The 23,153-nt window shown below is 73.3% G+C and carries 23 protein-coding genes; 15 read left to right on the plus strand and 8 right to left on the minus strand.

From position 1 onward, the window contains the following. Positions 1-42: 42 nt before the first annotated feature. The 3 genes from ACIQVI_RS11530 to ACIQVI_RS11540 are packed head-to-tail and all read right to left on the minus strand — an operon-like array spanning position 43 to position 2,997. Positions 43-858, minus strand: a complete 816-nt coding sequence (locus ACIQVI_RS11530; protein ID WP_351970512.1) for a DsbA family protein — start codon at positions 856-858, stop codon at positions 43-45. A gap of 56 nt (positions 859-914) precedes the next feature. Continuing rightward, entirely contained in the window at positions 915-1,601 is a 687-nt protein-coding gene (locus tag ACIQVI_RS11535) for a hypothetical protein (protein ID WP_403594030.1), read from the minus strand. 37 nt (positions 1,602-1,638) lie between these two features. Beyond that, entirely contained in the window at positions 1,639-2,997 is a 1,359-nt protein-coding gene (locus ACIQVI_RS11540) for a DUF2252 domain-containing protein (RefSeq protein WP_351970510.1), read from the minus strand. Positions 2,998-3,187: 190 nt separating this feature from the next. On the opposite strand from ACIQVI_RS11540, the gene dnaE reads away from it, so the two are divergent. Next, on the plus strand, positions 3,188-6,727 hold the full coding sequence (gene dnaE / locus ACIQVI_RS11545) for a DNA polymerase III subunit alpha (protein WP_351970509.1): 3,540 nt from the start codon (positions 3,188-3,190) through the stop codon (positions 6,725-6,727). A gap of 73 nt (positions 6,728-6,800) precedes the next feature. On the opposite strand, the gene ACIQVI_RS11550 is transcribed toward dnaE, so the two are convergent. Then, positions 6,801-6,974, minus strand: a complete 174-nt coding sequence (locus tag ACIQVI_RS11550) for a hypothetical protein (protein WP_403594033.1) — start codon at positions 6,972-6,974, stop codon at positions 6,801-6,803. 226 nt (positions 6,975-7,200) lie between these two features. On the opposite strand from ACIQVI_RS11550, the gene ACIQVI_RS11555 reads away from it, so the two are divergent. From ACIQVI_RS11555 to ACIQVI_RS11570, 4 genes are all read left to right on the plus strand, one after another. Beyond that, positions 7,201-8,532 (plus strand): NYN domain-containing protein, encoded by a 1,332-nt coding sequence (locus tag ACIQVI_RS11555; protein WP_403594036.1) that lies wholly within the window; start codon positions 7,201-7,203, stop codon positions 8,530-8,532. A gap of 20 nt (positions 8,533-8,552) precedes the next feature. Continuing rightward, positions 8,553-9,533, plus strand: coding sequence for an ABC transporter ATP-binding protein (locus tag ACIQVI_RS11560; protein WP_351970514.1), 981 nt, complete (start codon positions 8,553-8,555; stop codon positions 9,531-9,533). Between the two features lie 127 nt (positions 9,534-9,660). After that, positions 9,661-10,485, plus strand: a complete 825-nt coding sequence (locus ACIQVI_RS11565) for an ABC transporter permease (RefSeq protein WP_403594039.1) — start codon at positions 9,661-9,663, stop codon at positions 10,483-10,485. Between the two features lie 34 nt (positions 10,486-10,519). Beyond that, positions 10,520-11,134 carry a DUF2567 domain-containing protein gene (locus ACIQVI_RS11570; protein WP_351970507.1) on the plus strand — a complete coding sequence of 205 codons (615 nt, stop codon included), beginning with the start codon at positions 10,520-10,522 and terminating at the stop codon, positions 11,132-11,134. A gap of 15 nt (positions 11,135-11,149) precedes the next feature. On the opposite strand, the gene ybaK is transcribed toward ACIQVI_RS11570, so the two are convergent. From ybaK to ACIQVI_RS11590, 4 genes are all read right to left on the minus strand, one after another. Further along, positions 11,150-11,647 carry a Cys-tRNA(Pro) deacylase gene (ybaK, locus tag ACIQVI_RS11575; RefSeq protein WP_403594042.1) on the minus strand — a complete coding sequence of 166 codons (498 nt, stop codon included), beginning with the start codon at positions 11,645-11,647 and terminating at the stop codon, positions 11,150-11,152. 58 nt (positions 11,648-11,705) lie between these two features. Next, positions 11,706-12,443: an LON peptidase substrate-binding domain-containing protein gene (locus ACIQVI_RS11580; RefSeq protein WP_351970505.1), complete on the minus strand. Its 738-nt coding sequence runs from the start codon at positions 12,441-12,443 to the stop codon at positions 11,706-11,708. Between the two features lie 11 nt (positions 12,444-12,454). Beyond that, on the minus strand, positions 12,455-13,495 hold the full coding sequence (locus ACIQVI_RS11585) for a hypothetical protein (RefSeq protein WP_351970504.1): 1,041 nt from the start codon (positions 13,493-13,495) through the stop codon (positions 12,455-12,457). Between the two features lie 159 nt (positions 13,496-13,654). After that, a complete protein-coding gene (locus tag ACIQVI_RS11590) occupies positions 13,655-15,268 on the minus strand; it encodes an oxidoreductase (RefSeq protein ID WP_351970503.1) in 1,614 nt (537 codons plus the stop codon). A gap of 194 nt (positions 15,269-15,462) precedes the next feature. On the opposite strand from ACIQVI_RS11590, the gene hisD reads away from it, so the two are divergent. The 10 genes from hisD (at position 15,463) to ACIQVI_RS11640 (ending at position 23,147) form a co-directional block, all read left to right on the plus strand. Continuing rightward, positions 15,463-16,803, plus strand: coding sequence for a histidinol dehydrogenase (hisD, locus tag ACIQVI_RS11595; protein WP_403594047.1), 1,341 nt, complete (start codon positions 15,463-15,465; stop codon positions 16,801-16,803). Next, a complete protein-coding gene (locus ACIQVI_RS11600) occupies positions 16,800-17,906 on the plus strand; it encodes a histidinol-phosphate transaminase (RefSeq protein WP_351970501.1) in 1,107 nt (368 codons plus the stop codon). The genes hisD and ACIQVI_RS11600 overlap by 4 nt, the downstream gene beginning before the upstream one ends. Beyond that, the gene (hisB, locus tag ACIQVI_RS11605; RefSeq protein ID WP_030205445.1) at positions 17,903-18,496 is read left to right on the plus strand and encodes an imidazoleglycerol-phosphate dehydratase HisB; all 594 of its coding nucleotides are present in this window, start codon (positions 17,903-17,905) and stop codon (positions 18,494-18,496) included. The genes ACIQVI_RS11600 and hisB overlap by 4 nt, the downstream gene beginning before the upstream one ends. 2 nt (positions 18,497-18,498) lie before the next feature. After that, positions 18,499-18,663 (plus strand): hypothetical protein, encoded by a 165-nt coding sequence (locus tag ACIQVI_RS11610; RefSeq protein ID WP_163013881.1) that lies wholly within the window; start codon positions 18,499-18,501, stop codon positions 18,661-18,663. Further along, a complete protein-coding gene (gene hisH / locus ACIQVI_RS11615) occupies positions 18,660-19,310 on the plus strand; it encodes an imidazole glycerol phosphate synthase subunit HisH (protein WP_351970499.1) in 651 nt (216 codons plus the stop codon). Before ACIQVI_RS11610 ends, hisH begins: the two co-directional genes overlap by 4 nt. Before the next feature lie 2 nt (positions 19,311-19,312). After that, on the plus strand, positions 19,313-20,050 hold the full coding sequence (gene priA, locus ACIQVI_RS11620; RefSeq protein ID WP_351970498.1) for a bifunctional 1-(5-phosphoribosyl)-5-((5-phosphoribosylamino)methylideneamino)imidazole-4-carboxamide isomerase/phosphoribosylanthranilate isomerase PriA: 738 nt from the start codon (positions 19,313-19,315) through the stop codon (positions 20,048-20,050). Then, the gene (locus ACIQVI_RS11625; protein ID WP_403594053.1) at positions 20,047-20,445 is read left to right on the plus strand and encodes a RidA family protein; all 399 of its coding nucleotides are present in this window, start codon (positions 20,047-20,049) and stop codon (positions 20,443-20,445) included. The genes priA and ACIQVI_RS11625 overlap by 4 nt, the downstream gene beginning before the upstream one ends. Continuing rightward, positions 20,442-21,197 carry an imidazole glycerol phosphate synthase subunit HisF gene (gene hisF, locus ACIQVI_RS11630; RefSeq protein WP_389666225.1) on the plus strand — a complete coding sequence of 252 codons (756 nt, stop codon included), beginning with the start codon at positions 20,442-20,444 and terminating at the stop codon, positions 21,195-21,197. The genes ACIQVI_RS11625 and hisF overlap by 4 nt, the downstream gene beginning before the upstream one ends. Positions 21,198-21,315: 118 nt before the next feature. Further along, positions 21,316-21,903 (plus strand): helix-turn-helix domain-containing protein, encoded by a 588-nt coding sequence (locus ACIQVI_RS11635; protein WP_351970495.1) that lies wholly within the window; start codon positions 21,316-21,318, stop codon positions 21,901-21,903. Further along, positions 21,900-23,147 (plus strand): MFS transporter, encoded by a 1,248-nt coding sequence (locus ACIQVI_RS11640; RefSeq protein WP_403594057.1) that lies wholly within the window; start codon positions 21,900-21,902, stop codon positions 23,145-23,147. Before ACIQVI_RS11635 ends, ACIQVI_RS11640 begins: the two co-directional genes overlap by 4 nt. The last annotated feature ends 6 nt before the right edge of the window (positions 23,148-23,153 follow it).

The raw sequence follows: 23,153 nt of genomic DNA on the forward strand, positions 1-23,153 counted from the left end.
GTCGTCGGGGAGGGGAAGGCGCCCTCGGAGCGGCGGGGGGCGTCAGCCCTTGAGGGCCGTCGTGATCGCCGTCGTGAACTCCTCCGGAGTCATCGGCGGGTTGTCGGTGCCCTGGACCGTCACGGGCTTGCCGTCCATCTTCAGCGTCGGGGTGCCCTTCACCCCGCTGTCGTCGAAGGCCTTGTTCATCTTCATCGCCCAGGCGTCGAAGGTGCCCTCCTCGACGTTCTTCTTGAACGCGGCGTTGCCCTTGAGCGCCGGGACCGACTCCGCGACCTCCAGGAGGTAGGAGTCCTTGGCGAACTTGTCGTCGTTCTCCTCCGGGTGGAACTTCGCGGAGTAGAGCGCGGACTTGTACGTGAGGAAGGCCTCCGGGCTCACGTCCAGGGCCGCGCCGAGCGCCGAGAGCGCGTTCTTCGAACCCTCGCCCGGGACGGCGTCGTCGATGAAGGTGGCGCCGACGTACCGGATCTTGTACTTGCCGGCCTCGACGTCCTTCTCGACCGTGGGGCCCACGGCCTGCTCGAAGGTCGCGCAGACCGGACAGCGCGAGTCCTCGTACAGCTCCAGGGTCTTCTTCGCGGACGCCTTGCCGACGACGACCGTCGTGCCGTTCGCGCCCGAGGTGTTCTTCGGGGCCGTGACGGTCGTCGCCTCGGCCGCCGCCTCCCAGTGGGAGGGCTTGTTGGCCTGCACCACCGCGTAGCCGACGCCGCCGGCGACGGCCAGGACGGCGACGGCCGAGCCGGCCACGACGAGCTGCCGGCGCGCCCGGTCCTTCTTCGCCTGCCGCTCGCGCTCCTCGCGCAGCCGCTCGCGGGCCGCCGCCTTGTTGGCCTTGCTGTTGCGTGCACTCATGATCGTTCTCTCCGTGGGAATCCGTGAAAAGGGGGGAAGGGGCCGCGAGGGCTCGCTCAGACGAGAGCGAGACCCGGACGCGGCGGCCCCCGCCGCCCCACGGAGTGCACGAGGAGCCGGGTGCGCGAGGACCGGGGCAGGTCCCCGGGACGCCCGGTGCGCCGGGGCACCGGACCACCCGTACGGAAGAAGGCCGCCACGAGCAGCAGCGGCCGGAACGCGAAGGCCTCCACCGCGCGGACCAGCCGGGCGAGCGCCCGCTCCCCGCCGCGCAGCCAGCACGCCGCCGAGAACCCGACGCCCACGTGGGCCAGGAGCAGCAGCCACGGCAGCGCCGGGTCGGGGGAGGAGAGGAGCGCGGCCGCGTGCCCGCCCTCCGGGGTCGCCACGCCGGGCAGCGGAGCCCCCACGGCGCCGCCGCAGAAGACCTCCACGCCCACCGCGCGCAGCGACCCGGCGACCGGGCCGCCGGCGGGGCCGTAACAGACCGCCTGGCCGCTGGTGAAGAGCGTGTCGGCCGCCAGCTCCAGCGGGACCAGGAGCCCGGCGATCGGGCCGAGGCCGCGCTCGCGGCCGGCCAGCGCGTACGCCACGGCGAAGACCCCGGCGGCGACCGGGGCGACCGTCCCGGCCGGCAGCGGCACGCCCGAGAGCAGCACGTGGGACGCCACGGACAGCGCCACGACCAGTGCCGTGAAGAACGCCGCCCGCAGCGCCCTCAGCTGCGTCCCTGCCATGTCCATCGCCCAGGAGTGTCCCACGGGGGCGCGTAAGGGGTCCCTAAAGGGAAGCTGTGGACGCCTCCCCGGGGCCCCGGAGCCCCGGGATCCGGCCGTTGCGGAAGAGGTCCACGAAGATCTGGTGGTCCGCCCGGGCGCGGGCCCCGTAGGCGTGCGCGAAGTCCACGAGCAGCTCCGCGAAGCCCTCCCCGTCGTCGCCGATCGCCGCGTCGATGGCCCGCTCCGTCGAGAACGGCACGAGCGAGTGGCCGCTGGAGTCGTCCGCCGCCGCGTGCATGGTCGCCGTCGCCCGGCCCAGGTCCGCCACGGTCGCCGCGATCTCGGCCGGGTCGTCGATGTCCGACCAGTCCAGGTCCACCGCGTACGGCGAGACCTCCGCCACCAGCTGCCCGGCGCCGCCCAGCTCCGTCCACCCCAGCCAGGGGTCCGCGTGCGCCTGGAGCGCCCGCTGCGAGATCACGGTCCGGTGCCCCTCGTGCCGGAAGTAGTCCCGCACCGCCGGGTCCGTCACGTGCCGGGAGACCGCCGGGGTCTGCGCCTGCTTGAGGTAGATCACGACGTCGTTCTCCAGGGCGTCGCTGTTGCCCTCCAGGAGGATGTTGTACGAGGGGAGGCCGGCCGAGCCGATGCCGATCCCGCGCCGCCCGACCACGTCCTTCACCCGGTACGAGTCGGGGCGGGCCAGGCTGGACTCCGGCAGGGTCCCCAGATAGCCCTCGAAGGCCGCCAGGACCTCGCGGCGGGTGTCCGCGTCCAGCGCGATCGCGCCGCCGCCCGCCGAGAAGCGGCGCTCGAAGTCCCGGATCTCGGTCATCGAGTCGAGCAGCCCGAAGCGGGTCAGCGACCGGGCCCGGCGCAGGGCGCCGAGCAGCGGCCCGGCGGCGGTCCCCAGGGTGAAGCCGGGCGCCTCGTCGTCCTCGGCGCCGGTCGCCAGGGCGTGGATCCGCTCCCGGTAGGCGGCGGCGCAGATCCGCACCAGCTCGGTGATCTGCCCGTCGCTGAGCGCCTTGGCGTAGCCGATCAGGGCGAGCGAGGCCGCGAGCCGCTTCAGGTCCCAGGTGAAGGGGCCCACGTAGGCCTCGTCGAAGTCGTTGACGTTGAAGACCAGGCGCCCGTTGGCGTCCATGTACGTGCCGAAGTTCTCGGCGTGCAGGTCGCCGTGTATCCAGACCCGGCCGGTGCGCCCGTCCAGGTACGGCCCGCCGTCCGCCTCCCGCTCCAGGTCGGAGTAGAACAGGCAGGCGGTGCCCCGGTAGAAGGCGAAGGCGGATCCGGCCATCTTCCGGAACTTGACCCGGAAGGCCGCCGGGTCGGCGGCGAGCAGCTCGCCGAAGGCGGTGTCGAAGACGGCGAGGACGTGCTCACCGCGCTCGGCGGCGGTGGGCTGGGGGACCGACATCGGGATGCCTCCTGGTACGGGACGTGCGCGCAGAGTGTTCACGACAAAAGGGACAGGCGTTCCCCGTCCTCCAACGCGCGACCCTAGCCCCCGAGTGCCCCGCCCGACCCTCCCGCCCGACTAGACTCCGACACCGTCCCCCGCAGCCTGCCCGCAGCCTGCCCGTCGTCGTTCCCGGAGGCCTCCCGCCGTGACCAAGCCGCCCTTCACGCACCTCCACGTCCACACCCAGTACTCGCTGCTGGACGGTGCCGCGCGGCTGAAGGACATGTTCGACGCGTGCAACGAGATGGGCATGACGCACATCGCCATGTCCGACCACGGCAACCTGCACGGGGCGTACGACTTCTTCCACACGGCCAAGAAGGCCGGGGTCACGCCGATCATCGGCATCGAGGCGTACGTCGCCCCCGAGTCCCGGCGGAACAAGCGGAAGATCCAGTGGGGCCAGCCGCACCAGAAGCGGGACGACGTCTCCGGCTCCGGCGGTTACACCCACAAGACGATCTGGGCGGCGAACGCCACCGGACTCCACAACCTCTTCCGGCTCTCCTCCGACGCCTACGCCGAGGGCTGGCTCCAGAAGTGGCCCCGGATGGACAAGGAGACCATCTCCCAGTGGTCCGAGGGCCTGATCGCCTCCACCGGCTGCCCCTCCGGCGAGCTCCAGACCCGGCTGCGCCTCGGCCAGTTCGACGAGGCCCTGAAGTCCGCCTCCGAGTACCAGGACATCTTCGGCAAGGACCGGTACTTCCTGGAGCTGATGGACCACGGCATCGAGATCGAGCACCGGGTCCGCGACGGACTCCTGGAGATCGGCAAGAAGCTCGGCATCCCGCCGCTCGTCACCAACGACTCGCACTACACCTACGCGCACGAGGCGACCGCCCACGACGCCCTGCTCTGCATCCAGACCGGCAAGAACCTCTCCGACCCGGACCGCTTCAAGTTCGACGGCACCGGCTACTACCTGAAGTCCACGGACGAGATGTACGCCGTCGACTCCTCGGACGCCTGGCAGGAGGGCTGCCGCAACACCCTCCTGGTCGCCGAGCAGGTCGACACCACCGGCATGTTCGAGGCCAAGAACCTCATGCCGAAGTTCGACATCCCCGAGGGCTACACCGAGGTCACCTGGTTCCGCGAGGAGACCATGCGCGGGATGCACCGCCGCTTCCCCGGCGGCATCCCCGAGGACCGCATGAAGCAGGTCGAGTACGAGATGGACACCATCATCTCGATGGGCTTCCCCGGCTACTTCCTCGTCGTCGCCGACTTCATCATGTGGGCGAAGAAGCAGGGCATCGCCGTGGGCCCCGGCCGTGGCTCCGCGGCCGGCTCGATCGTCGCGTACGCCATGGGCATCACCGACCTCGACCCCATCCCGCACGGACTGATCTTCGAGCGCTTCCTCAACCCCGAGCGCATCTCCATGCCCGACGTCGACATCGACTTCGACGAGCGCCGGCGCGTCGAGGTGATCCGGTACGTCACGGAGAAGTACGGCTCCGACAAGGTCGCCATGATCGGCACCTACGGCAAGATCAAGGCCAAGAACGCCATCAAGGACTCCGCGCGCGTCCTCGGCTACCCGTACGCCATGGGCGACCGGCTCACCAAGGCCATGCCCGCCGACGTCCTCGGCAAGGGCATCGACCTCGACGGCATCACCAACCCCTCCCACCCGCGCTACAGCGAGGCGGGCGAGATCCGGGCGATGTACGAGAACGAGCCCGACGTGAAGAAGGTCATCGACACCGCCCGGGGCGTCGAGGGCCTGGTCCGGCAGATGGGCGTGCACGCCGCCGGCGTGATCATGTCCAGCGAGCCGATCGTCGACCACGCCCCGATCTGGGTGCGGCACACCGACGGCGTCACCATCACGCAGTGGGACTACCCGCAGTGCGAGTCGCTCGGCCTCCTGAAGATGGACTTCCTGGGCCTGCGCAACCTCACCATCATGGACGACGCCGTCAAGATGGTGAAGGCGAACAAGGGCATCGACCTCGACCTGCTCGCCCTGCCGCTCGACGACCCGAAGACCTTCGAACTGCTCCAGCGCGGCGACACCCTCGGCGTCTTCCAGTTCGACGGCGGCCCCATGCGCTCGCTGCTCCGGCTGATGAAGCCCGACAACTTCGAAGACATCTCCGCCGTGTCCGCCCTGTACCGGCCGGGCCCGATGGGCATGAACTCGCACACGAACTACGCCCTGCGCAAGAACAAGCAGCAGGAGATCACCCCGATCCACCCCGAGCTGGAGAAGCCGCTCGAAGAGGTGCTCGCGGTCACCTACGGCCTCATCGTCTACCAGGAGCAGGTCCAGAAGGCCGCCCAGATCATCGCCGGGTACTCGCTCGGCGAGGCCGACATCCTCCGCCGCGTGATGGGCAAGAAGAAGCCCGAGGAGCTGGCGAAGAACTTCACCATCTTCCAGGCCGGCGCCCGGAAGAACGGCTACAGCGACGAGGCCATCCAGTCCCTCTGGGACGTCCTGGTCCCCTTCGCCGGCTACGCCTTCAACAAGGCGCACTCCGCCGCGTACGGCCTGGTCTCCTACTGGACCGCCTACCTCAAGGCCAACCACCCGGCCGAGTACATGGCGGGGCTCCTCACCTCGGTCAAGGACGACAAGGACAAGTCCGCCGTCTACCTGAACGAGTGCCGGCGCATGGGCATCAAGGTGCTGCCGCCCAACGTCAACGAGTCCCAGTCGAACTTCGCCGCCCAGGGCGACGACGTGATCCTCTTCGGCCTCACCGCCGTCCGCAACGTCGGCACCAACGTCGTCGAGTCGATCATCAAGACCCGCAAGTCCAAGGGGAAGTACTCCTCCTTCCCCGACTTCCTCGACAAGGTCGAGGCCGTCGTCTGCAACAAGCGGACCGTCGAGTCGCTGATCAAGGCCGGCGCCTTCGACGAGATGGGCCACACCCGCAAGGGCCTGGTCGCCCACCACGAACCCATGATCGACAACGTGGTCGCGGTCAAGCGCAAGGAGGCCGAGGGGCAGTTCGACCTCTTCGGCGGCATGGGCGAGGAGACCAGCGACGAGCCCGGCTTCGGCCTGGACGTCGAGTTCTCCGACGTCGAGTGGGAGAAGTCCTACCTGCTCGCCCAGGAGCGCGAGATGCTCGGCCTCTACGTCTCCGACCACCCGCTCTTCGGCATCGAGCACGTCCTGTCCGACAAGACGGACGCGGCGATCTCCCAGCTCACCGGCGGCGAGCACGGCGACGGCGCGGTCGTCACCATCGGCGGCATCATCTCCGGCCTCCAGCGCAAGATGACCAAGCAGGGCAACGCCTGGGCCATCGCCACCGTCGAGGACCTGGCCGGCTCCATCGAGTGCATGTTCTTCCCGGCCACCTACCAGCTGGTCTCCACCCAGCTCGTCGAGGACACGGTCGTCTTCGTCAAGGGCCGGCTCGACAAGCGCGAGGACGTGCCCCGGCTCGTCGCCATGGAACTCCAGGTCCCCGACCTGTCGAACGCCGGGACCAACGCGCCGGTGATCCTCACCATCCCCACGGTCAAGGTGACCCCGCCGATGGTCAGCAGGCTCGGCGAGATCCTCAAGCACCACAAGGGCAACACCGAGGTGCGGATCCGGCTCCAGGGCCCGCGCAAGACCACCGTGCTGCGGCTCGACCGGCACCGGGTGACGGCCGACCCGGCGCTCTTCGGCGACCTGAAGGTGCTGCTCGGCCCGTCCTGCCTGGCCGGCTGACCCCGTCCCGTCCGCACGCGCAAGGGGCGCGCCCGTCGTCACGGGCGCGCCCCTTTGCCGTACGCGAAAGCCGTCAGTTGTGGCCGAAGCGCTTCTGGCGGCCCTTGCGGGCGACGTCGCTCGGGAGGACCTGGGACGCGCGCTGCGCGGCCTCGGACTCCATCGCCGACTGCTGCGCCTGCTGGGCGCCGCGCTCGGCCGGGGACTGCTGCTTCTGGCTACGGTTCTGGTTCCGGTTCTTGGCCATGGTGATGCCTCCTCAAGGGAATTAGGGGCCAGGGCCGCTGTCAGACTCACATACGGTGTGAACCGCCGCATTTTGGATCATTACGGAGCGTCAGTGCCCCGCCGAGCAGGACATTCGCCACGCCGATGATCCAGTTCCGACCGTCAAGCCACCGGCGGTCGGGCAGACTCGAAGGAAACCCGGAGCAACTTCCGATCCCGAGTCCGACCCCCAGGGCCGAAAGAGGGTGGAACACGTGGACCGCTGCGTCGTCCTGGTGGACGCCGGCTACCTGCTGGGCGCCGCCGCCAGTCTCCTCGCCGGGGAACCGGCCCGGTCCCGGATCACGGTCGACCACGCCGCGCTGATCCAGCAGCTGCGGCAGCGGGCCGAGGCCGAGACCGCGCTGCCCCTCCTGCGGATCTACTGGTTCGACGGCGCGCCCGACCGGGTGCCCCAGCCCGAGCACCGCAGACTGCGCGTGATGCCCCGGGTCACCGTCCGGCTCGGCGCCCTGACCAGGAGCGACGGGCGCTGGGCGCAGAAGGGCGTCGACGCGGCCATGCACACCGAGCTGACCGAGCTCGCCCGGAACAGGGCCTGCTCCGACATCGTCCTCGTCACCGGCGACGGCGACCTGCTGCCCGGCCTCATGTCCGCCAAGGAGCACGGCGTCGCCGTCCACCTCTGGGCCGTCCAGGCCGCCGACGGCGACTACAACCAGTCCGAGGACCTCGTCGCCGAGGCCGACGAGCGGCGGGTCCTCGACCGGGCCTGGATCACCCGCGCCGTCCGCGCCAAGGACCTCACCGGGCTCTGCGCGCCCCCGCCGGCCCCGCGCCCCGAGATCGCCGCGATCCTCTCCGCGCCGCTGCCCGAGGCCGCCCTCGCCGCCTCCGCCGAACGGGCGGCGGAGGCCGCGGCCGTACGGAACGGGAGCGCGGCCCCGGCCGAGGCGAACGGCTCCGCCCCCGCCGACGACGGACACGACCACGCCCACGGCCACGACCGCGCCGGGGAGAACGGGCGCGCCCCGGCCCAGAGCAGGGGGGTCCCCACCCCCAAGGACCTCGCGGGACTGCGCGGCCCCGCCGCCCACGGCACCCACGGCGTCCACGCCTCCGCCGCGCCGCAGAGCGCCAGCGCGCTCCGCTGGTCCTCCGACCGGGGCTGGGTCGAGCGCCCCGCCCCCCTCGGCGAACCGGCCGAGACCGCCTCCCTGCCCACCCTCGCCGCGCTCACCAGCGCCGAGCAGCGCTGGGCCGACCGCGAGGAGGACATCACCACCGTCGGCGGCGACCCCTTCGAGGTCGGGCAGGTGTTCGCCCGCCGCTGGATGGAACGCCTCCCGGAGCAGAGCCACGTCCAGAAGCTCTCCACCCTCTACCCCCGCATCCCGCACCGCATCGACGGCGAACTCCTCCGCTACGCGGCCCGCTTCGGCCTCCTCGCCCACAAGGACGACCAGATCGACGAGCACGACCGGTACGCGATCCGGGCCGGTTTCTGGCGGGAGATCGACGTCCGCGCCGCCGCCGAACACGCCCCCGCGCCCGGAGCGGGCCCGGCGACCCCGTAGGCTCTTCCTCCGTGAGTACGGTGTGCGCGGTGCGGGATCTGGTCAAGACGTACCCCGCCACGCGCGGCGGGCGCGGTGCGCCGGCGACCCCCGAGGTGCGGGCCACCGACGGGATCAGCCTCGACGTGCGCGGCGGCGAGATCTTCGGGCTGCTCGGGCCCAACGGGGCGGGCAAGTCCACCCTCGTCCGGCAGGTGACGGGGCTCATGCGGCCCGACTCCGGCTCCGTCGAGCTCCTCGGCCACGACCTGGTGCGCCACCCCGAGCGGGCGTCCCGCCTCCTGGCCCACCTCGGGCAGGAGTCCACCGCCCTCGACGAGCTGACCGTCGCCCTCGCCGCCGAGACCACCGGCCGGCTGCGCGGCCTCGCCGCCCGCGACGCGCGCGCCGAGCGCGACGCCGTCCTGGAGGAGCTCGGCCTCACCGCGCTCGCCTCCCGGCCCCTCAAGAAGCTCTCCGGCGGACAGCGGCGCCTCGCCTGCGTCGCCGCCGCCCTCGTCGGCCGGCGGCCCGTCCTCGTCCTCGACGAGCCCACCACCGGCATGGACCCGGTCGCCCGCCGCGCCGTCTGGGCCGCCGTCGACCGGCGGCGCGCCGAGCACGGCACCACCGTGCTGCTCGTCACCCACAACGTCATCGAGGCCGAGACCGTCCTCGACCGGGTCGCCGTCCTCGAACACGGCCGGGTCATCGCCTGTGACACCCCGGCCGGGCTCAAGGAGCGCGTCGCGGGCGAGGTCCGCGTCGAACTGGTGTGGCGCGAGACCGCCCCCCTCCACCTGCCCGAGGTCGCCGCCCTGCGCGGCCTCGCCCAGGAGACCGGACGGCGCTGGACCCTGCGGCTCGCCCCCGACGCGGCCCGCGCGGCCGTCGCCACCGTCACCGGCGGCGCCGCCTTCGCCGCCCTCGACGACTTCACCCTCGCCACGCCCAGCCTGGAGGACGTCTACCTCGCCCTCGGCGGGGCGCCGAAGGGCGCGGAGGGGCTGGTGAAGGGATGACCCGCCCCGCCCCCGGCGGCAGCCGCCTCCCGTGCGCGGCCCCCCGCGCGCCCCGCCTCCCGTACGCGTCCCCCCCCACCCCCGGAGGGCACCGCGTTCCGCACGTGACCGTCAGGAGCTGTCCGCAGTGAGCACCGTGCCCGCCGAGGCCCTGCCGACCCGCGCGCCGCGCGTCCGGCCGCGCGAGGACGAGGCCGCCGCGCCCCTCGCCCCGCGCGCCCGGCTGCTGCCGTCCCTGGCCGCCGTCTACCGCGCCCAGCTCTCCCGGGCCCGCGTCGCCCGCATCCCGCTGCTCTTCGTCGCCACCTTCCAGTCCGTCGGGATCATGGTCCTGATGCGCGGGGTCGTCGACGGCGGCTCCGAGGCGCGCGCCGTCGTGGCCGGCTCCACCGTCCTCGTCGTCGCCTTCGTCGCGCTCAACCTGCTCGCCCAGTACTTCGGGCAGCTGCGGGCCAGCGGCGGCCTCGACCACTACGCCACCCTGCCGGTGCCGCCCGCCGCCGTCGTGCTCGGCGCGGCCGGGGCGTACGCCTCCTTCACCGTCCCCGGGACCGCCGTCACCGCCGTCGCGGGCTCCCTCCTCTTCGGCCTCCCGCTGACCCACCTGTGGATCCTCGTCGCCGTCGTCCCGCTCTCCGGCGCCGCCCTCGCGGGCCTCGGCGCGGCCCTCGGGCTGCTCGCCCCCCGGCCGGAGCTGGCCACCCTCCTGGGCCAGCTCGGCATGTCGGCGGCGCTGCTCCTCGGCGTGCTCCCGGCGGAGCGGATGCCCGGCCCCATCGGCTGGGCGCGGGACCTGCTGCCGTCGACGTACGGGGTGGAGGCCCTGGCCCGCACCTTCGACCCGCACCCCGACTGGGCGGCCGTCGTCCGCGACCTCGCCGTCTGCGGCGCGGTCGGCGCGGTCTCGCTCGCCGTCGCCACGTGGGCGTACCGAAAGGCCGCCGTCCGCTGAGGCGGGGCACGGGCACACCTGGCACGATGGCGGGGTGACCGCACCTCTGACTCCGCCTCACCAGCCGCAGCCGCACGACCCCGACTGGCCCCCGCCGCCCCCGCCGACGCCCGGCCCGGCCGGCGACCCGATCACGGCGGCCGAGGTCATCCAGGGCGTTCTGGTGACCGCCGTCTCGGCGGTCGCGGGAGCGCTGCTCGGAGTGCTGTGGCTGAACCTGGCCCCCCGCGTCCTGCTCGTCTCGGACGGCAAGGGCGTCTACCTGCGGAACTCCGAGGGGGAGTCCGCGATCGGCGCGGACGGCACGTTCGTCCTCCTCGCCCTGGCCTTCGGCGCGGTCGCCGGCCTCGTCGTCTTCCTGCTGCGCCGCCGGGGCGGGGTCCCGCTGGTGCTCGGTCTGGCCGCCGGCGGCATCCTGGGCTCGCTGCTCGCCTGGGGCGTCGGCACGCACTTCGGCCCGACCTCGGACGTGGTCGCCCACGCGAAGGCGGTCGGTCCCAACGTCACCTTCGAGGCCCCGCTCGAACTGAACCTGGGGATCGCCGCGCTCCTCGCCTGGCCGCTCGCGGCGATGATCGCGCACCTGGCCCTGACGGCCGCCTTCGGCCCGCGCGACCCGGACCCCTGGGAGCGGCCGCAGGCGCTCTGAGGCACCGGCCCCCGGTCAGGCGCGGCCGACCGGGGCCACCACCGCCGAGGTGAGGGCGGCGAGATCGGCGGGGGAGAGCTCCACCTCCAGGCCGCGCCGCCCCGCCGACACGCAGATCGTCGCGTGCTCCGAGGCCGAGGAGTCGAGGACCGTACGGAGCCGCTTGCGCTGCCCCAGCGGGGAGATGCCGCCCCGCACGTAGCCCGTGGTGCGCTCCGCCGCCGCCGGGTCGGCCATCGTCGCGCGCTTGCCGCCGACCGCCGAGGCCAGCGCCTTCAGGTCCAGCCGGCCCGCCACCGGGACCACCGCGACCGTCAGCTCGCCGTCGACGTCCGCCACCAGCGTCTTGAACACCCGGTCGGGGGAGACGCCCAGGGCCTCCGCCGCCTCCTCGCCGTACGAGGGGGAGGCCGGGTCGTGCTCGTAGGCGTGCACGGTGAACGGCGTGCCGGCCGCCGTCAGGGCCACCGTCGCCGGAGTGCCCCCGGCGTTCTTCCTCTGCTTCTTCGCCACGCGCTCTTCCTCGCTGCTTCTTCCGCGCCGCTTCCGCCCCGGCCGGGGTCCGGCCGGCTCAGTTCGGGTACGTCGGGGCCTGTGTCAGGTCCACCGCCGGCAGCGACGGCAGGTGCCGGATGACCGCCGTCTCCGTGCGCAGCAGGGTCAGCTCCTCGCGCAGCCGCGTCGCCGTGTCCGGGGCCTGGAGCAGCCGCTGCTTCGACGGCGTGTCGAGCACCGCCGCCGCCGCGACCAGGTACGACACCACCGACGGGTCGTCCGGCAGCTCGCTCGTGGTCAGCGAGCGCTCCTTGGCCCCCGCCAGCCGCTTCTGGTAGCTCCGGAAGGCCCGCAGCACCCCCTCGGCGAGCGTGCCCGCCTCCTCGCCCGCCTCCTCCGGGAGGTCCTCGACCTCGGCCGTCAGGAACGGGCCGCTCGCGTCGACCGAGAGGAGCTTCACCCGGGTCGTGCCGGTGCTCATCACCTCGAAGCTGCCGTCGGCGCGCTCCCGGATGCTCGCCGCGTCGGCGACGCAGCCGACCCGGTGGAAGGACTGGATCGGGTCGGGGCCGAAACCGGCCGCCGGACCCTTCTCGGGCAGCGCCGTCGGGTCCGGCATCCCGGGCGCGGTCGGCGCGACCTCGCGGCCGTCGCGGATCGCGACGACGACGAAGCGGCGCGGTTCCGTGTCGTCGATGGTGAGCAGCTCGCGCATCATGGCGCGATAACGCTCCTCGAAGACGTTCAGCGGCAGCACGAGACCCGGGAACAGCACCGTGTTGAGGGGGAAGAGGGGCAGGCGGGCGGTGGTCACAGCCGCCAAGCCTAATGGCCGCCGGGCCCGGCCCGTCCGGCCCGTCCGCGACCGGACGCCCACAGGGGCGTCCGGCGGGCCAGTTCGAACCGCGTCCGGTCTCGCGCGGCCAGGAAACGGCGCAGCGGATCCCCCGGTACGGCGTCCCGGTCGGACCCCCAGGGGAAGGAGGTCGCGTGGGGGCCGATCCGGCCGAACTCCTCCCGCGCCTCCGCCCAGCGGCCCCGCTCCATCAGCACGTGCGCGAGCAGGTTGCGGACCCCGGCCGGCCAGGGGTCGCCCACCGGGAACACCGCCGACAGGGCCAGGGCCCGGTCCGCCGCCCGGTCGAGCACGGCCGGCGGCTCGGACCCGTCCTGCCCCGGCGGCACCCGCAGCGCGTCGTGGGCGGCGCGCACCGGCAGCGCCCGCACGAGCGAGTCCGGGGCGGCGTCGTCGGCCGCCCGCTCGGCGAAGTCGAAGGCGGCGCGGCGCGAGCCGTGCCCCTGGGCGGAGAGGTACTTCAGCGCCGCGACGTGGCAGCCGTAGTGGTGCGGGGACCGGCGCACGGCCTGCTCCCACAGCGACTCGAAGACGGCGGGCCCGGCCTGCGCCCCGCGCGCGTGGTCCAGGGCGAGCCGCCACGGCACCGGATCGTGCGGCGAGGCCTCGGCGACCTCCCGGACCAGCGGGGCCAGCTCGCGCAGCCGCTCGGCCCGCGCCGGGGACTCCCAGGCCCGGCGCACGGCGAGATGCGTCGTGACGAGGAGGGCGTCCGGGTCGTGGGGCGCGGCGGAGAGCCACCGGGACAGCCACTCGTCCCTGCGGTACGCGAAGGTGGCGAGCCGGGTGACGTACCGGTCGCGGTCCTCCCACTCGGCGGCGTCCCGGGTGGTGGCGAGCAGCTTCGCCGCGGGCTCGGGGTCGGCGAGGGCGGCGGCGACGAGGGCGGGGGCGAGCCGCTCGTCGGGGGCGTCGAGCAGCACGTCGTCGTCCGGCACGAGTCCGGCGGCGAGCCGCGGGGCGTGCCGGGCCGAGCGGGCGGCGCCGACCAGGGCGCGGAACAAGGACATGGCGTGACGTATTGTCCCCCGGCGCCGCCCGCCGCCGCAGCCGTCCCAGCAGGTCGTGACAGGTTTCTCACCCCTCCGTGACAGCTTCCACACGCCGGGCGCACACGCCCGGACCCGACGCGGAGACCCCTCCGCGCCCACCCCTCCGGGGGCGCCCCCTCACCCCCTGCTCAGCAGCCGGGTCGCACCCGCCGCCACCGTCGTCGCGAGGATCCAGCCCAGCAGGATCAGCACCGCCGCCGCCCACTGCCACATGCCTTCGAGCCGCCAGTAGCCGTCCTGGCCGAGGTTGATCACCGGCAGCAGCAGGTCGAGGGCGTACAGCGGGCCGTTCCACTCGGGCGCCTCGTCCTCCTTCAGCGGCACCGGCCGGTAGTGGGAGAAGGCCACCGTGCCCGCCGCCCACAGCACCGCCATCCAGAGCGCCGCCCGGCCCGGCCGGTAGCCGTACGCCACCGTCCAGTCCTGGAGGTACCCCCAGAGCTTCCCGGCCAGCGGCAGCGTCTCCCGCCGGCGCCGCTGCTTGGCGAGCAGCACCTCGCGGGCGTCCGCGTCCTCCCCGCTGTTGCGCAGCACCGTCGCGAGGCGCTCGTACGGCTCGGGGGCGTACTCCGGGGTCGCCGCCGCCACCCACTCCAGGCGCAGGGCCAGCGGGAAGCGCTCGTACGGCACGAGGTTCTCGTAGACGAAGCCGCCCATCGCCAGGCCGCCGGGCCCCGGCCAGCTGCTCCACAGGTCGATGAGCGTGACGATCTTGGCGCCGTTGAGCACCACCCGGCCCTCCTCCGGGCGCTCGCCGTTGAACCGCAGCTCCGGGGTGACGATCCGGCGCAGCGACACCTCCTCCCGGCGCGCCCCGTCGAGCACGAACCGGGCGTGCTTCAGGTCCACCGCGTCCCCGAACCGCCCGTCGTCGAGCCGCACCCCGCCGTGGAACTCGACCGGCTTGCGCCGGGTGCCCCGGGCGGGCGTGAGCCCGTACGGCGGGGTGGCCGTCGAGCCGAGCACCGGTCCCGCGGTGCCCGTCCCCTCGTACACCCAGGCCGCGTTCAGATAGAGCGAGCGCTCGACCGTCAGCTGCGGCGCGTTGAGCGCGCGGCGGCCCTGCGCCCCGCGCAGCACGCTGCCCCGCAGGCTCAGCGAGACCCCGACCTGGGCCCCGCGCAGGCTCACCTCGCCGTACGTCTCGATCAGCTCGGCCTGGAGGTCCTGCGCCACCACCATCCCGTCCGCCGCGATCGCCCGCCCCCGCCGGTCCGGCCACACCTGGATCTGGTTGATCAGCAGGTCCGTGCCGATCTGGGCGTCCGTCAGACGGATGCCCCAGCGCACCCGGCAGCGCGGCAGGTGCAGGTCCCCCTCCGTGTGCAGCCGGGCCGCCTCCAGGCGCGGCAGCGCGCACTCGACCATCCGCAGGGTGCCGAACCGGGCCTCGGGCACCGCCACCTCGCCGTCGAACCGGCAGGCCTGCAGCTCCACGTACGGCCCTATCGTCCCGCCCGCCAGGTCCAGGACGCCCGTGATCCTGGCCCCGCGCAGCTTCAGCGCGGCCACCCGCCCGGTCCTGGCCTCCGGCCCGGAGAGCAGCAGCAGCGCCACCACCTCGGCGCGGACGCTCCGCTCCTCGCCCCACTCCCACGCCCCGAACGGATCGTCCCGCTCCGCGATCCCCTCCGTCAGATCGCACGTCCTGCCCACCCGGAACGCGTGCCACAGGGCCCGCTCCGGATCCGTGAGACCGTCCGGCATCCCGTCCTCGTGCGGCTCGGTCACTGCCGCCCCCTCGCTTTCCACGATCCGCATCCACGATTCCGCTTCCCGGGATTCGTGGATTCGTACAGCCGTTCTTCCCGCTGTGTGACGGGCTGAACGCTAACGGTCAGGAGTGGCGACAAGACGCCACTGTGGTGTGTATCAGCCAGTGATACGGGCGTCCGGCGCCGTGGGGCGTCTGAGAGAATTGACCCGTGATCTCTCGAATCGATCTGCGCGGCGAGACCCTCCCCGAGGGTTCCGCCCTGCGTGACCTGCTGCCCCGTGCCGAGTTCGACGTGGAAGCCGCCCTGGAGAAGGTGCGGCCGATCTGCGAGGACGTACGGCATCATGGCGCGGCCGCGGTGATCGACTACGGGGAGAAGTTCGACGGCGTCCGGGTCCCAAACCTGCGCGTCCCCGCCGAGGAGCTCGCCCGCGCCCTCGACGAGCTCGACCCGGCCGTCCGCGCCGCCCTGGAGGAGTCCGTCCGGCGCGCCCGGCTCGTCCACCGCGAGCAGCGCCGCACCACCCACACCACCCGGGTCGTCCCCGGCGGCACCGTCACCGAGAAGTGGATCCCCGTCGAGCGCGTCGGCCTGTACGTGCCGGGCGGCCGCTCGGTCTACCCGTCCTCCGTCGTGATGAACGTCGTCCCGGCCCAGGAGGCCGGCGTCGAGGGCGTCGCCGTCGCCTCGCCCCCGCAGAAGGACTTCGGGGGCCTCCCGCACCCGACGATCCTGGCCGCCTGCGCCCTGCTCGGCGTGGACGAGGTCTACGCCGCCGGCGGCGCCCAGGCCGTCGCCATGTTCGCGTACGGCACCGAAGCGCGCGGGGCCGAGCCCGGCTGCGCCCCCGTCAACCTGGTCACCGGCCCCGGCAACATCTACGTGGCCGCCGCCAAGCGCCTCCTCAAGGGCCGCATCGGCATCGACGCCGAGGCCGGACCCACCGAGATCGCGATCCTCGCGGACTCCACCGCCGACCCCGTCCACGTCGCCGCCGACCTCATCAGCCAGGCCGAGCACGACCCGATGGCCGCCTCCGTCCTCGTCACCGACTCCGAGGAGCTGGCCGGGGCCACCGAGGCCGAGCTGAAGACCCAGGTCGCCGCCTCCAAGCACGTCGACGACCGGATCGTCCCGGCGCTGGCCGGCCGCCAGTCCGCGATCGTCCTCGTCCGCGACCTCGCCGACGGCCTCAAGGTCGTCGACGCCTACGGCGCCGAGCACCTGGAGGTCCAGACCGCCGACGCCGCCGCCGTCGCGGACCGCGTCCGCAACGCCGGAGCGATCTTCGTCGGCCCCTGGTCCCCCGTCTCGCTCGGCGACTACTGCGCCGGCTCCAACCACGTCCTGCCCACCGGCGGCTGCGCCTGCCACTCCTCGGGCCTCTCCGTGCAGTCCTTCCTGCGCGGGGTGCACGTCGTGGACTACACCCGCGACGCCCTCGCGGACGTCGCCCACCACGTGGTCACCCTCGCGGAGGCCGAGGACCTGCCGGCCCACGGCGCCGCGATCAAGGCCCGCTTCGAGTGGAAGGTGCCGCAGCGGTGACCGGAATCGACGACCTGCCCGTCCGGGACGAGCTGCGCGGCAAGTCCCCCTACGGCGCGCCCCAGCTCGACGTCCCCGTCCAGCTCAACACCAACGAGAACCCCTACCCGCTGCCCGAGCCGCTCGTGGCCCGGATCGCGGAGCGGGTCGCCGAGGCCGCCCGCGGCCTCAACCGCTACCCCGACCGGGACGCGGTCGAGCTGCGCACCGAGCTCGCCCGCTACCTCACCCGCACCGGCGGACACCCGGTCGCCGCCGAGAACGTCTGGGCGGCCAACGGCTCCAACGAGGTCCTCCAGCAGCTCCTCCAGACCTTCGGCGGCCCCGGCCGCACCGCGATCGGCTTCGAGCCCTCGTACTCGATGCACGCCCTGATCGCCCGGGGCACCGGCACCGGCTGGATCTCCGGGCCCCGGAACGAGGACTTCACGATCGACGTGGCGGCCGCCCGGAAGGCGATCGCCGAGCACCGCCCGGACGTCGTCTTCGTCACCTCGCCCAACAACCCCACCGGCACCGCCGTCGAGGCCGACACCGTCCTCGCCCTGTACGAGGCGGCCCAGGCGGCCAAGCCGTCGATGGTCGTCGTGGACGAGGCGTACGTCGAGTTCAGCCACCGCGACTCGCTGCTGCCCCTCATCGAGGGCCGCCCGAACCTGGTGGTCTCGCGGACCATGTCCAAGGCCTTCGGCGCCGCCGGACTCCGCCTCGGCTACCTCGCCGCCCACCCCGCCGTGGTCGACGCCGTGCAGCTGGTCCGGCTGCCGTACCACCTCTCCGCCGTCACCCAGGCCACCGCGCTCGCCGCCCTGGAGCACACCGACACCCTCCTCGGGTACGTCGAGCAGCTCAAGGCCGAGCGCGACCGGCTCGTCGCCGAACTGCGGGCGATCGGCTACGAGGTCACCGAGTCCGACGCCAACTTCGTGCAGTTCGGGAAGTTCCCCGACACCCACGCCGCCTGGCGGGCGATCCTCGACCGGGGCGTCCTGGTCCGGGACAACGGCGTACCGGGATGGCTGCGCGTCACCGCCGGCACCCCCGAAGAGAACGACGCGTTCCTCGACGCGGTCCGTGAATTGATGAAGGAGCAGGAACGATGAGCCGCGTAGGCCGCGTTGAGCGCACCACCAAGGAGACCTCCGTCGTCGTCGAGATCGACCTCGACGGCACCGGGAAGGTCGACGTGTCGACCGGGGTCGGCTTCTACGACCACATGCTCGACCAGCTCGGCCGCCACGGGCTCTTCGACCTGACCGTCAAGACCGACGGCGACCTGCACATCGACTCGCACCACACCATCGAGGACACCGCCCTCGCCCTCGGCGCCGCCTTCAAGCAGGCCCTCGGCGACAAGGTCGGCATCTACCGCTTCGGCAACTGCACCGTCCCGCTGGACGAGTCGCTCGCCCAGGTCACCGTCGACCTCTCCGGCCGCCCGTACCTCGTGCACACCGAGCCCGAGAACATGGCGCCGATGATCGGCTCGTACGACACGACGATGACCCGGCACATCTTCGAGTCCTTCGTCGCCCAGGCCCAGATCGCCCTGCACATCCACGTCCCGTACGGGCGCAACGCCCACCACATCGTGGAGTGCCAGTTCAAGGCCCTCGCCCGCGCCCTGCGCTACGCCTCCGAGCGCGACCCCCGCGCCGCCGGCATCCTCCCCTCCACGAAGGGCGCGCTCTAGTCGTGAACGGCCTCTCCACCATCCTGATCGTCGTCGGGCTGTTCCTGCTCGGCGGCATCTACTCCTTCGCCAAACAGCAGATGCCCAAGGGCGTCATCGTGCTGCTCTCCCTCGGCGCCGCGATGTGCCTCGCCGCCGGCGTGCTCCGTCTGGACGTGTGGTCATGAGCGCATCGGGAAGCCCCAAGAAGGTCGTCGTCTTCGACTACGGCTTCGGCAACGTGCGCTCCGCCGAGCGCGCCCTCGCCCGGGTCGGCGCCGACGTCGAGATCACCCGCGACTACGAACGCGCCATGAACGCCGACGGGCTCCTCGTCCCCGGCGTCGGCGCCTTCTCCGCCTGTATGCGGGGGCTCAAGGAGGCCCGCGGCGACTGGATCGTCGGCCGCCGCCTCTCCGGCGGCCGGCCCGTCATGGGCATCTGCGTCGGGATGCAGATCCTCTTCGCCCAGGGCATCGAGCACGGCGTGGAGACCGAGGGCCTCGACGAGTGGCCCGGCACGGTCGAGCCGCTCGACGCCCCCGTCGTCCCCCACATGGGCTGGAACACCGTCGACGCGCCCGCGGACAGCGAGCTGTTCGCCGGGCTCGACGCCGACGCCCGGTACTACTTCGTGCACTCCTACGGGGTGCGCGAGTGGACCCTGGAGGTCGGCAACCCCAACATCCGCGCTCCCAAGGTCAGCTGGGCCACCCACGGCGAGCCCTTCGTCGCGGCCGTCGAGAACGGCGCCCTGTGGGCGACCCAGTTCCACCCCGAGAAGTCCGGCGACGCCGGAGCCCAGCTCCTCACCAACTGGATCGGAACCCTGTGACCGTGTCGTCCACGAACGTGCTCGAACTCCTCCCCGCCGTCGACGTCCGCGACGGCCAGGCCGTCCGCCTCGTGCACGGCGAGTCCGGCACCGAGACCTCCTACGGCTCCCCGCTCGAAGCGGCCCTCGCCTGGCAGCGCTCCGGCGCCGAGTGGCTGCACCTGGTCGACCTCGACGCGGCCTTCGGCACCGGCGACAACCGCGAACTGATCGCCCAGGTCGCCAAGGCCATGGACATCAAGGTCGAGCTCTCCGGCGGCATCCGCGACGACGCCTCGCTCGCCGCCGCCCTCGCCACCGGCTGCACCCGCGTCAACCTCGGCACCGCCGCCCTGGAGACCCCCGAGTGGGTCGCCAAGGTCATCGCCGAGCACGGCGACAAGATCGCCGTCGGCCTGGACGTGCGCGGCACGACCCTGCGCGGCCGGGGCTGGACCCGCGACGGCGGCGACCTGTACGAGACGCTGGCCCGCCTCGACTCCGAGGGCTGCGCCCGCTACGTCGTCACCGACATCGCCAAGGACGGCACCCTCCAGGGCCCCAACCTGGAGCTCCTGAAGAACGTCTGCGCGGCCACCGACAAGCCCGTCGTCGCCTCCGGCGGCGTCTCCTCCCTGGACGACCTGCGGGCCCTGTCCGGCCTGGTCCCGCTGGGCGTCGAGGGCGCGATCGTCGGCAAGGCGCTGTACGCCGAGGCGTTCACCCTGGAGGAGGCCCTGGAGGCGGTGGCTTCCGCATGACCGACGGCGTCAAGAAGGTCGTCACCGGCGCCCCCTGGGAGGAGCAGTTCGGCTACTCCCGCGCGGTCGAGCTGCCGAACGGCACGGTCCTGGTCTCCGGCTGCACGTCGGTGGTCGACGGCCAGATCGCCGACGGCGGCCCGTACGACCAGGCGGTCAACTCCTTCCACGTGGCCTTCGCCGCGCTGGGGCAGCTGGGCCTGGGCGCCGAGCACGTCGTCCGGACCCGGATGTACCTCACGCACGCCCGGGACGTGGAGGAGGTCGGCCGCGCCCACAAGGAGCTGTTCGACGCCGTCCGCCCGGCCGCCTCGATGATCATCGTCTCCGGTTTCGTCGACCCCCGCCTGGTCGTCGAGGTCGAGGTCGAGGCCTACCAGGGGGAGGGCGCGTGAGCCTCTCCGTACGCGTGATCCCCTGCCTGGACGTGGACAACGGCCGGGTCGTCAAGGGCGTCAACTTCCAGAACCTGCGGGACGCGGGCGACCCCGTCGAGATGGCGAAGCTGTACGACGCCGAGGGCGCCGACGAGCTGACCTTCCTCGACATCACCGCCTCCTCCGGCAACCGGGAGACCACCTACGACGTGGTGCGCCGCACCGCCGAGCAGGTCTTCATCCCGCTCACGGTCGGCGGCGGCGTCCGGTCGGCGGAGGACGTCGACAAGCTGCTGCGGGCCGGCGCCGACAAGGTCGGCGTGAACACCGCGGCCATCGAGCGCCCCGAGCTGATCCGGGAGATCGCGGAGCGCTTCGGCCGCCAGGTGCTCGTCCTGTCCGTGGACGCGCGCCGCACCGCGACCGGCTCCTTCGAGGTCACCACGCACGGCGGCCGCAAGGGCACCGGCATCGACGCCGTCGAGTGGGCGCACCGCGCGGCCGAGCTCGGCGCGGGCGAGATCCTGCTCAACTCGATGGACGCGGACGGCACGAAGGACGGCTACGACACCGAGATGATCGCGGCCGTGCGCGCGCACGTGACCGTGCCGGTGATCGCCTCCGGCGGCGCGGGGAAGCTCTCCGACTTCCCGCCGGCCGTCGCGGCGGGCGCGGACGCGGTGCTCGCGGCCTCCGTCTTCCACTTCGGTGACCTGCGGATCTCCCAGGTCAAGGAGACGCTGCGGGAAGCGGGCCACCCGGTCCGCTGAGACCCGGTTCCGCTTCCCGGAAGGGCCCCCTCGGGGGCCCTTCTTCACGCCCGGACGTGCAATATTTATTTCGCAATTTTAGTTGTGCAACTTTTCTTTCGCATCTAGGGTCGTGGGCATGACCTCACCGGAGAACCGCCGGATCACCGACCTCGGCACCCTCAAGGCCGTCTCCCACCCGCTGCGGATGCGCCTCTACCGCGCCCTCTTCACGGCCCGCGCCGCCACCGCCTCCCAGCTCGCCGAGCAGGTCGACGAAGCCGTCTCCCTCGTCAGCTACCACCTGCGCAAGCTCGCCGACCACGGCCTCGTCGAAGAGGCGGAGGCCCGCTCCACGGACGGCCGCGAACGCTGGTGGCAGCCCAGCTCCTACGGCTTCAGCATCCACGACGAGGACATGCGCGACGCCCCCGAACTCGTCGCCGCCAACGCCGCCTTCAGCCGTACGGTCGAGGCGCAGCGCGGCGAGATGCAGGCCCGCTTCCTCGACGAGCGGCACACCTGGTCCGCCGAGTGGCGCGCCGCCTCCACCAGCTCCGAGTGGCTGCCCCGCCTCACCGCCCCCGAACTCGCCGCGCTCACCGCCGAACTGGACGCCGTCGTCGAGAAGTACGACCGCCGGGCCCGCGCCGCCGAAGAGGCCGGTGACACCGAGGGCCGCGAGAACGTCGCCGTCCACCTCAACGGCTTCCCCTACCGCGCATGAGCGCCGCCGTCCTCGCCGCCGCCCCGCCGCGGCCCGCCCACCGCGACCCCCGGGTCCTGCGCTGGCTCGGCGCCTACACCGCCTCCACCCTCGGCGACGGCGTCTACCACCTCGCCCTCTCCTGGGCCGCCGTCAGCGGCGGCACCCCGGCGCAGGCCGGACTCGTCCTGGCCGTCTCCGCCGTGCCCCGGGCCCTGCTCATGCTCGGCGGGGGAGTGATCGCCGACCGCTTCGGCCCCCGCCGGGTCGTCATCGCCTCCGACGCCGTCCGCTGCCTCGTCGTCCTCGCCCTGGCCGCGCTCGTCCTGGCCACCGCGCCCACCCTCTGGGTGCTCGCCGCCGTCGCCCTCGTCTTCGGCGTCCTCGACGCCCTCTTCCTGCCCGCCGTCGGCGCCCTGCCGCCCCGGATCGCCGCGCGCGACCAGCTCGCCCGCGTCCAGGGGATGCGCGGCCTCGGCCAGCGCGCCGGAGCCGTCCTCGGCGCCCCGCTCGGCGGCCTCGCGGTCGCCCTCGGCGGACCCGGCGCCGCGTTCGCCGCCGCCGGACTGCTCTTCGCGCTCTCCCTGCCCCTGCTGCTCGGCCTCCGGCTGAACCCGCTGCCCGCCGCGACCGGAGCGCCGGCCCGGAGGAACACCGTCCTCGGCGACCTCACCGACGGACTGCGCTACCTGCGCGGCCACCGGGTCCTCGGACCCCTCATGATCGTCATCGCCCTCAGCGACCTCGGCTTCGTCGGCCCCCTCAACGTCGGCCTCGCGCTCCTCGCCGACCAGCGCGGCTGGGGCGCCTCCGGCATCGGCTGGATCCTCGCCGGCTTCGGCACGGGCGCGGCGGCCTCCTCGCTGCTGCTCGGCGTCAAGGGCCGGGTCCCGCGCGCCGGAGCCGTCCTCGGCGGGACCATGACCCTCGGCGCCGTCTCGGTCGGCGCGCTCGCCCACGCCCCGCTGCTGCCCGCCGCCGTGCTCCTCGCGTTCTCCGTCGGCCTGCTCGCCGGGCTCTCCGGAGCACTGGCCGGCGCCCTCCTCCAGACCGCGTGCGACCCCGCGTACCTCGGCCGCGTCTCCGCCGTCGCGGGCCTGTGCAGCCTGGGCCTCGCCCCGCTGACCTTCCCGGTCACGGGCGCCGCGATCGGCCTGTGGGGCACCGGCCCGGTCTTCGCGGCCAGCGCCGCCGTCTGCGCCCTGGCGGGCCTCTACGGCCTCCTGACCCCGGCCCTGCGCCGCGCCGAACTGCCGAAGGGGTGACGGCCC

It is taken from the genome of Streptomyces sp. NPDC098101 (assembly GCF_044760185.1).
In the GTDB taxonomy this organism is placed as follows: Bacteria; Actinomycetota; Actinomycetes; order Streptomycetales; family Streptomycetaceae; genus Streptomyces.

Bases quoted from the DNA above. Each gene is read 5' to 3' on its own strand.
- ACIQVI_RS11530 (WP_351970512.1), bottom strand. From the start codon at position 858: ATGAGTGCACGCAACAGCAAGGCCAACAAGGCGGCGGCCCGCGAGCGG.
- ACIQVI_RS11550 (WP_403594033.1), bottom strand. From the start codon at position 6,974: ATGGCCAAGAACCGGAACCAGAACCGTAGCCAGAAGCAGCAGTCCCCG.
- hisH (WP_351970499.1), top strand. From the start codon at position 18,660: ATGAGCGCATCGGGAAGCCCCAAGAAGGTCGTCGTCTTCGACTACGGC.
- hisB (WP_030205445.1), top strand. From the start codon at position 17,903: ATGAGCCGCGTAGGCCGCGTTGAGCGCACCACCAAGGAGACCTCCGTC.
- ACIQVI_RS11635 (WP_351970495.1), top strand. From the start codon at position 21,316: ATGACCTCACCGGAGAACCGCCGGATCACCGACCTCGGCACCCTCAAG.
- ACIQVI_RS11540 (WP_351970510.1), bottom strand. From the start codon at position 2,997: ATGTCGGTCCCCCAGCCCACCGCCGCCGAGCGCGGTGAGCACGTCCTC.
- ACIQVI_RS11625 (WP_403594053.1), top strand. From the start codon at position 20,047: ATGACCGACGGCGTCAAGAAGGTCGTCACCGGCGCCCCCTGGGAGGAG.
- ACIQVI_RS11535 (WP_403594030.1), bottom strand. From the start codon at position 1,601: ATGGACATGGCAGGGACGCAGCTGAGGGCGCTGCGGGCGGCGTTCTTC.
- ACIQVI_RS11585 (WP_351970504.1), bottom strand. From the start codon at position 13,495: ATGTCCTTGTTCCGCGCCCTGGTCGGCGCCGCCCGCTCGGCCCGGCAC.
- ACIQVI_RS11640 (WP_403594057.1), top strand. From the start codon at position 21,900: ATGAGCGCCGCCGTCCTCGCCGCCGCCCCGCCGCGGCCCGCCCACCGC.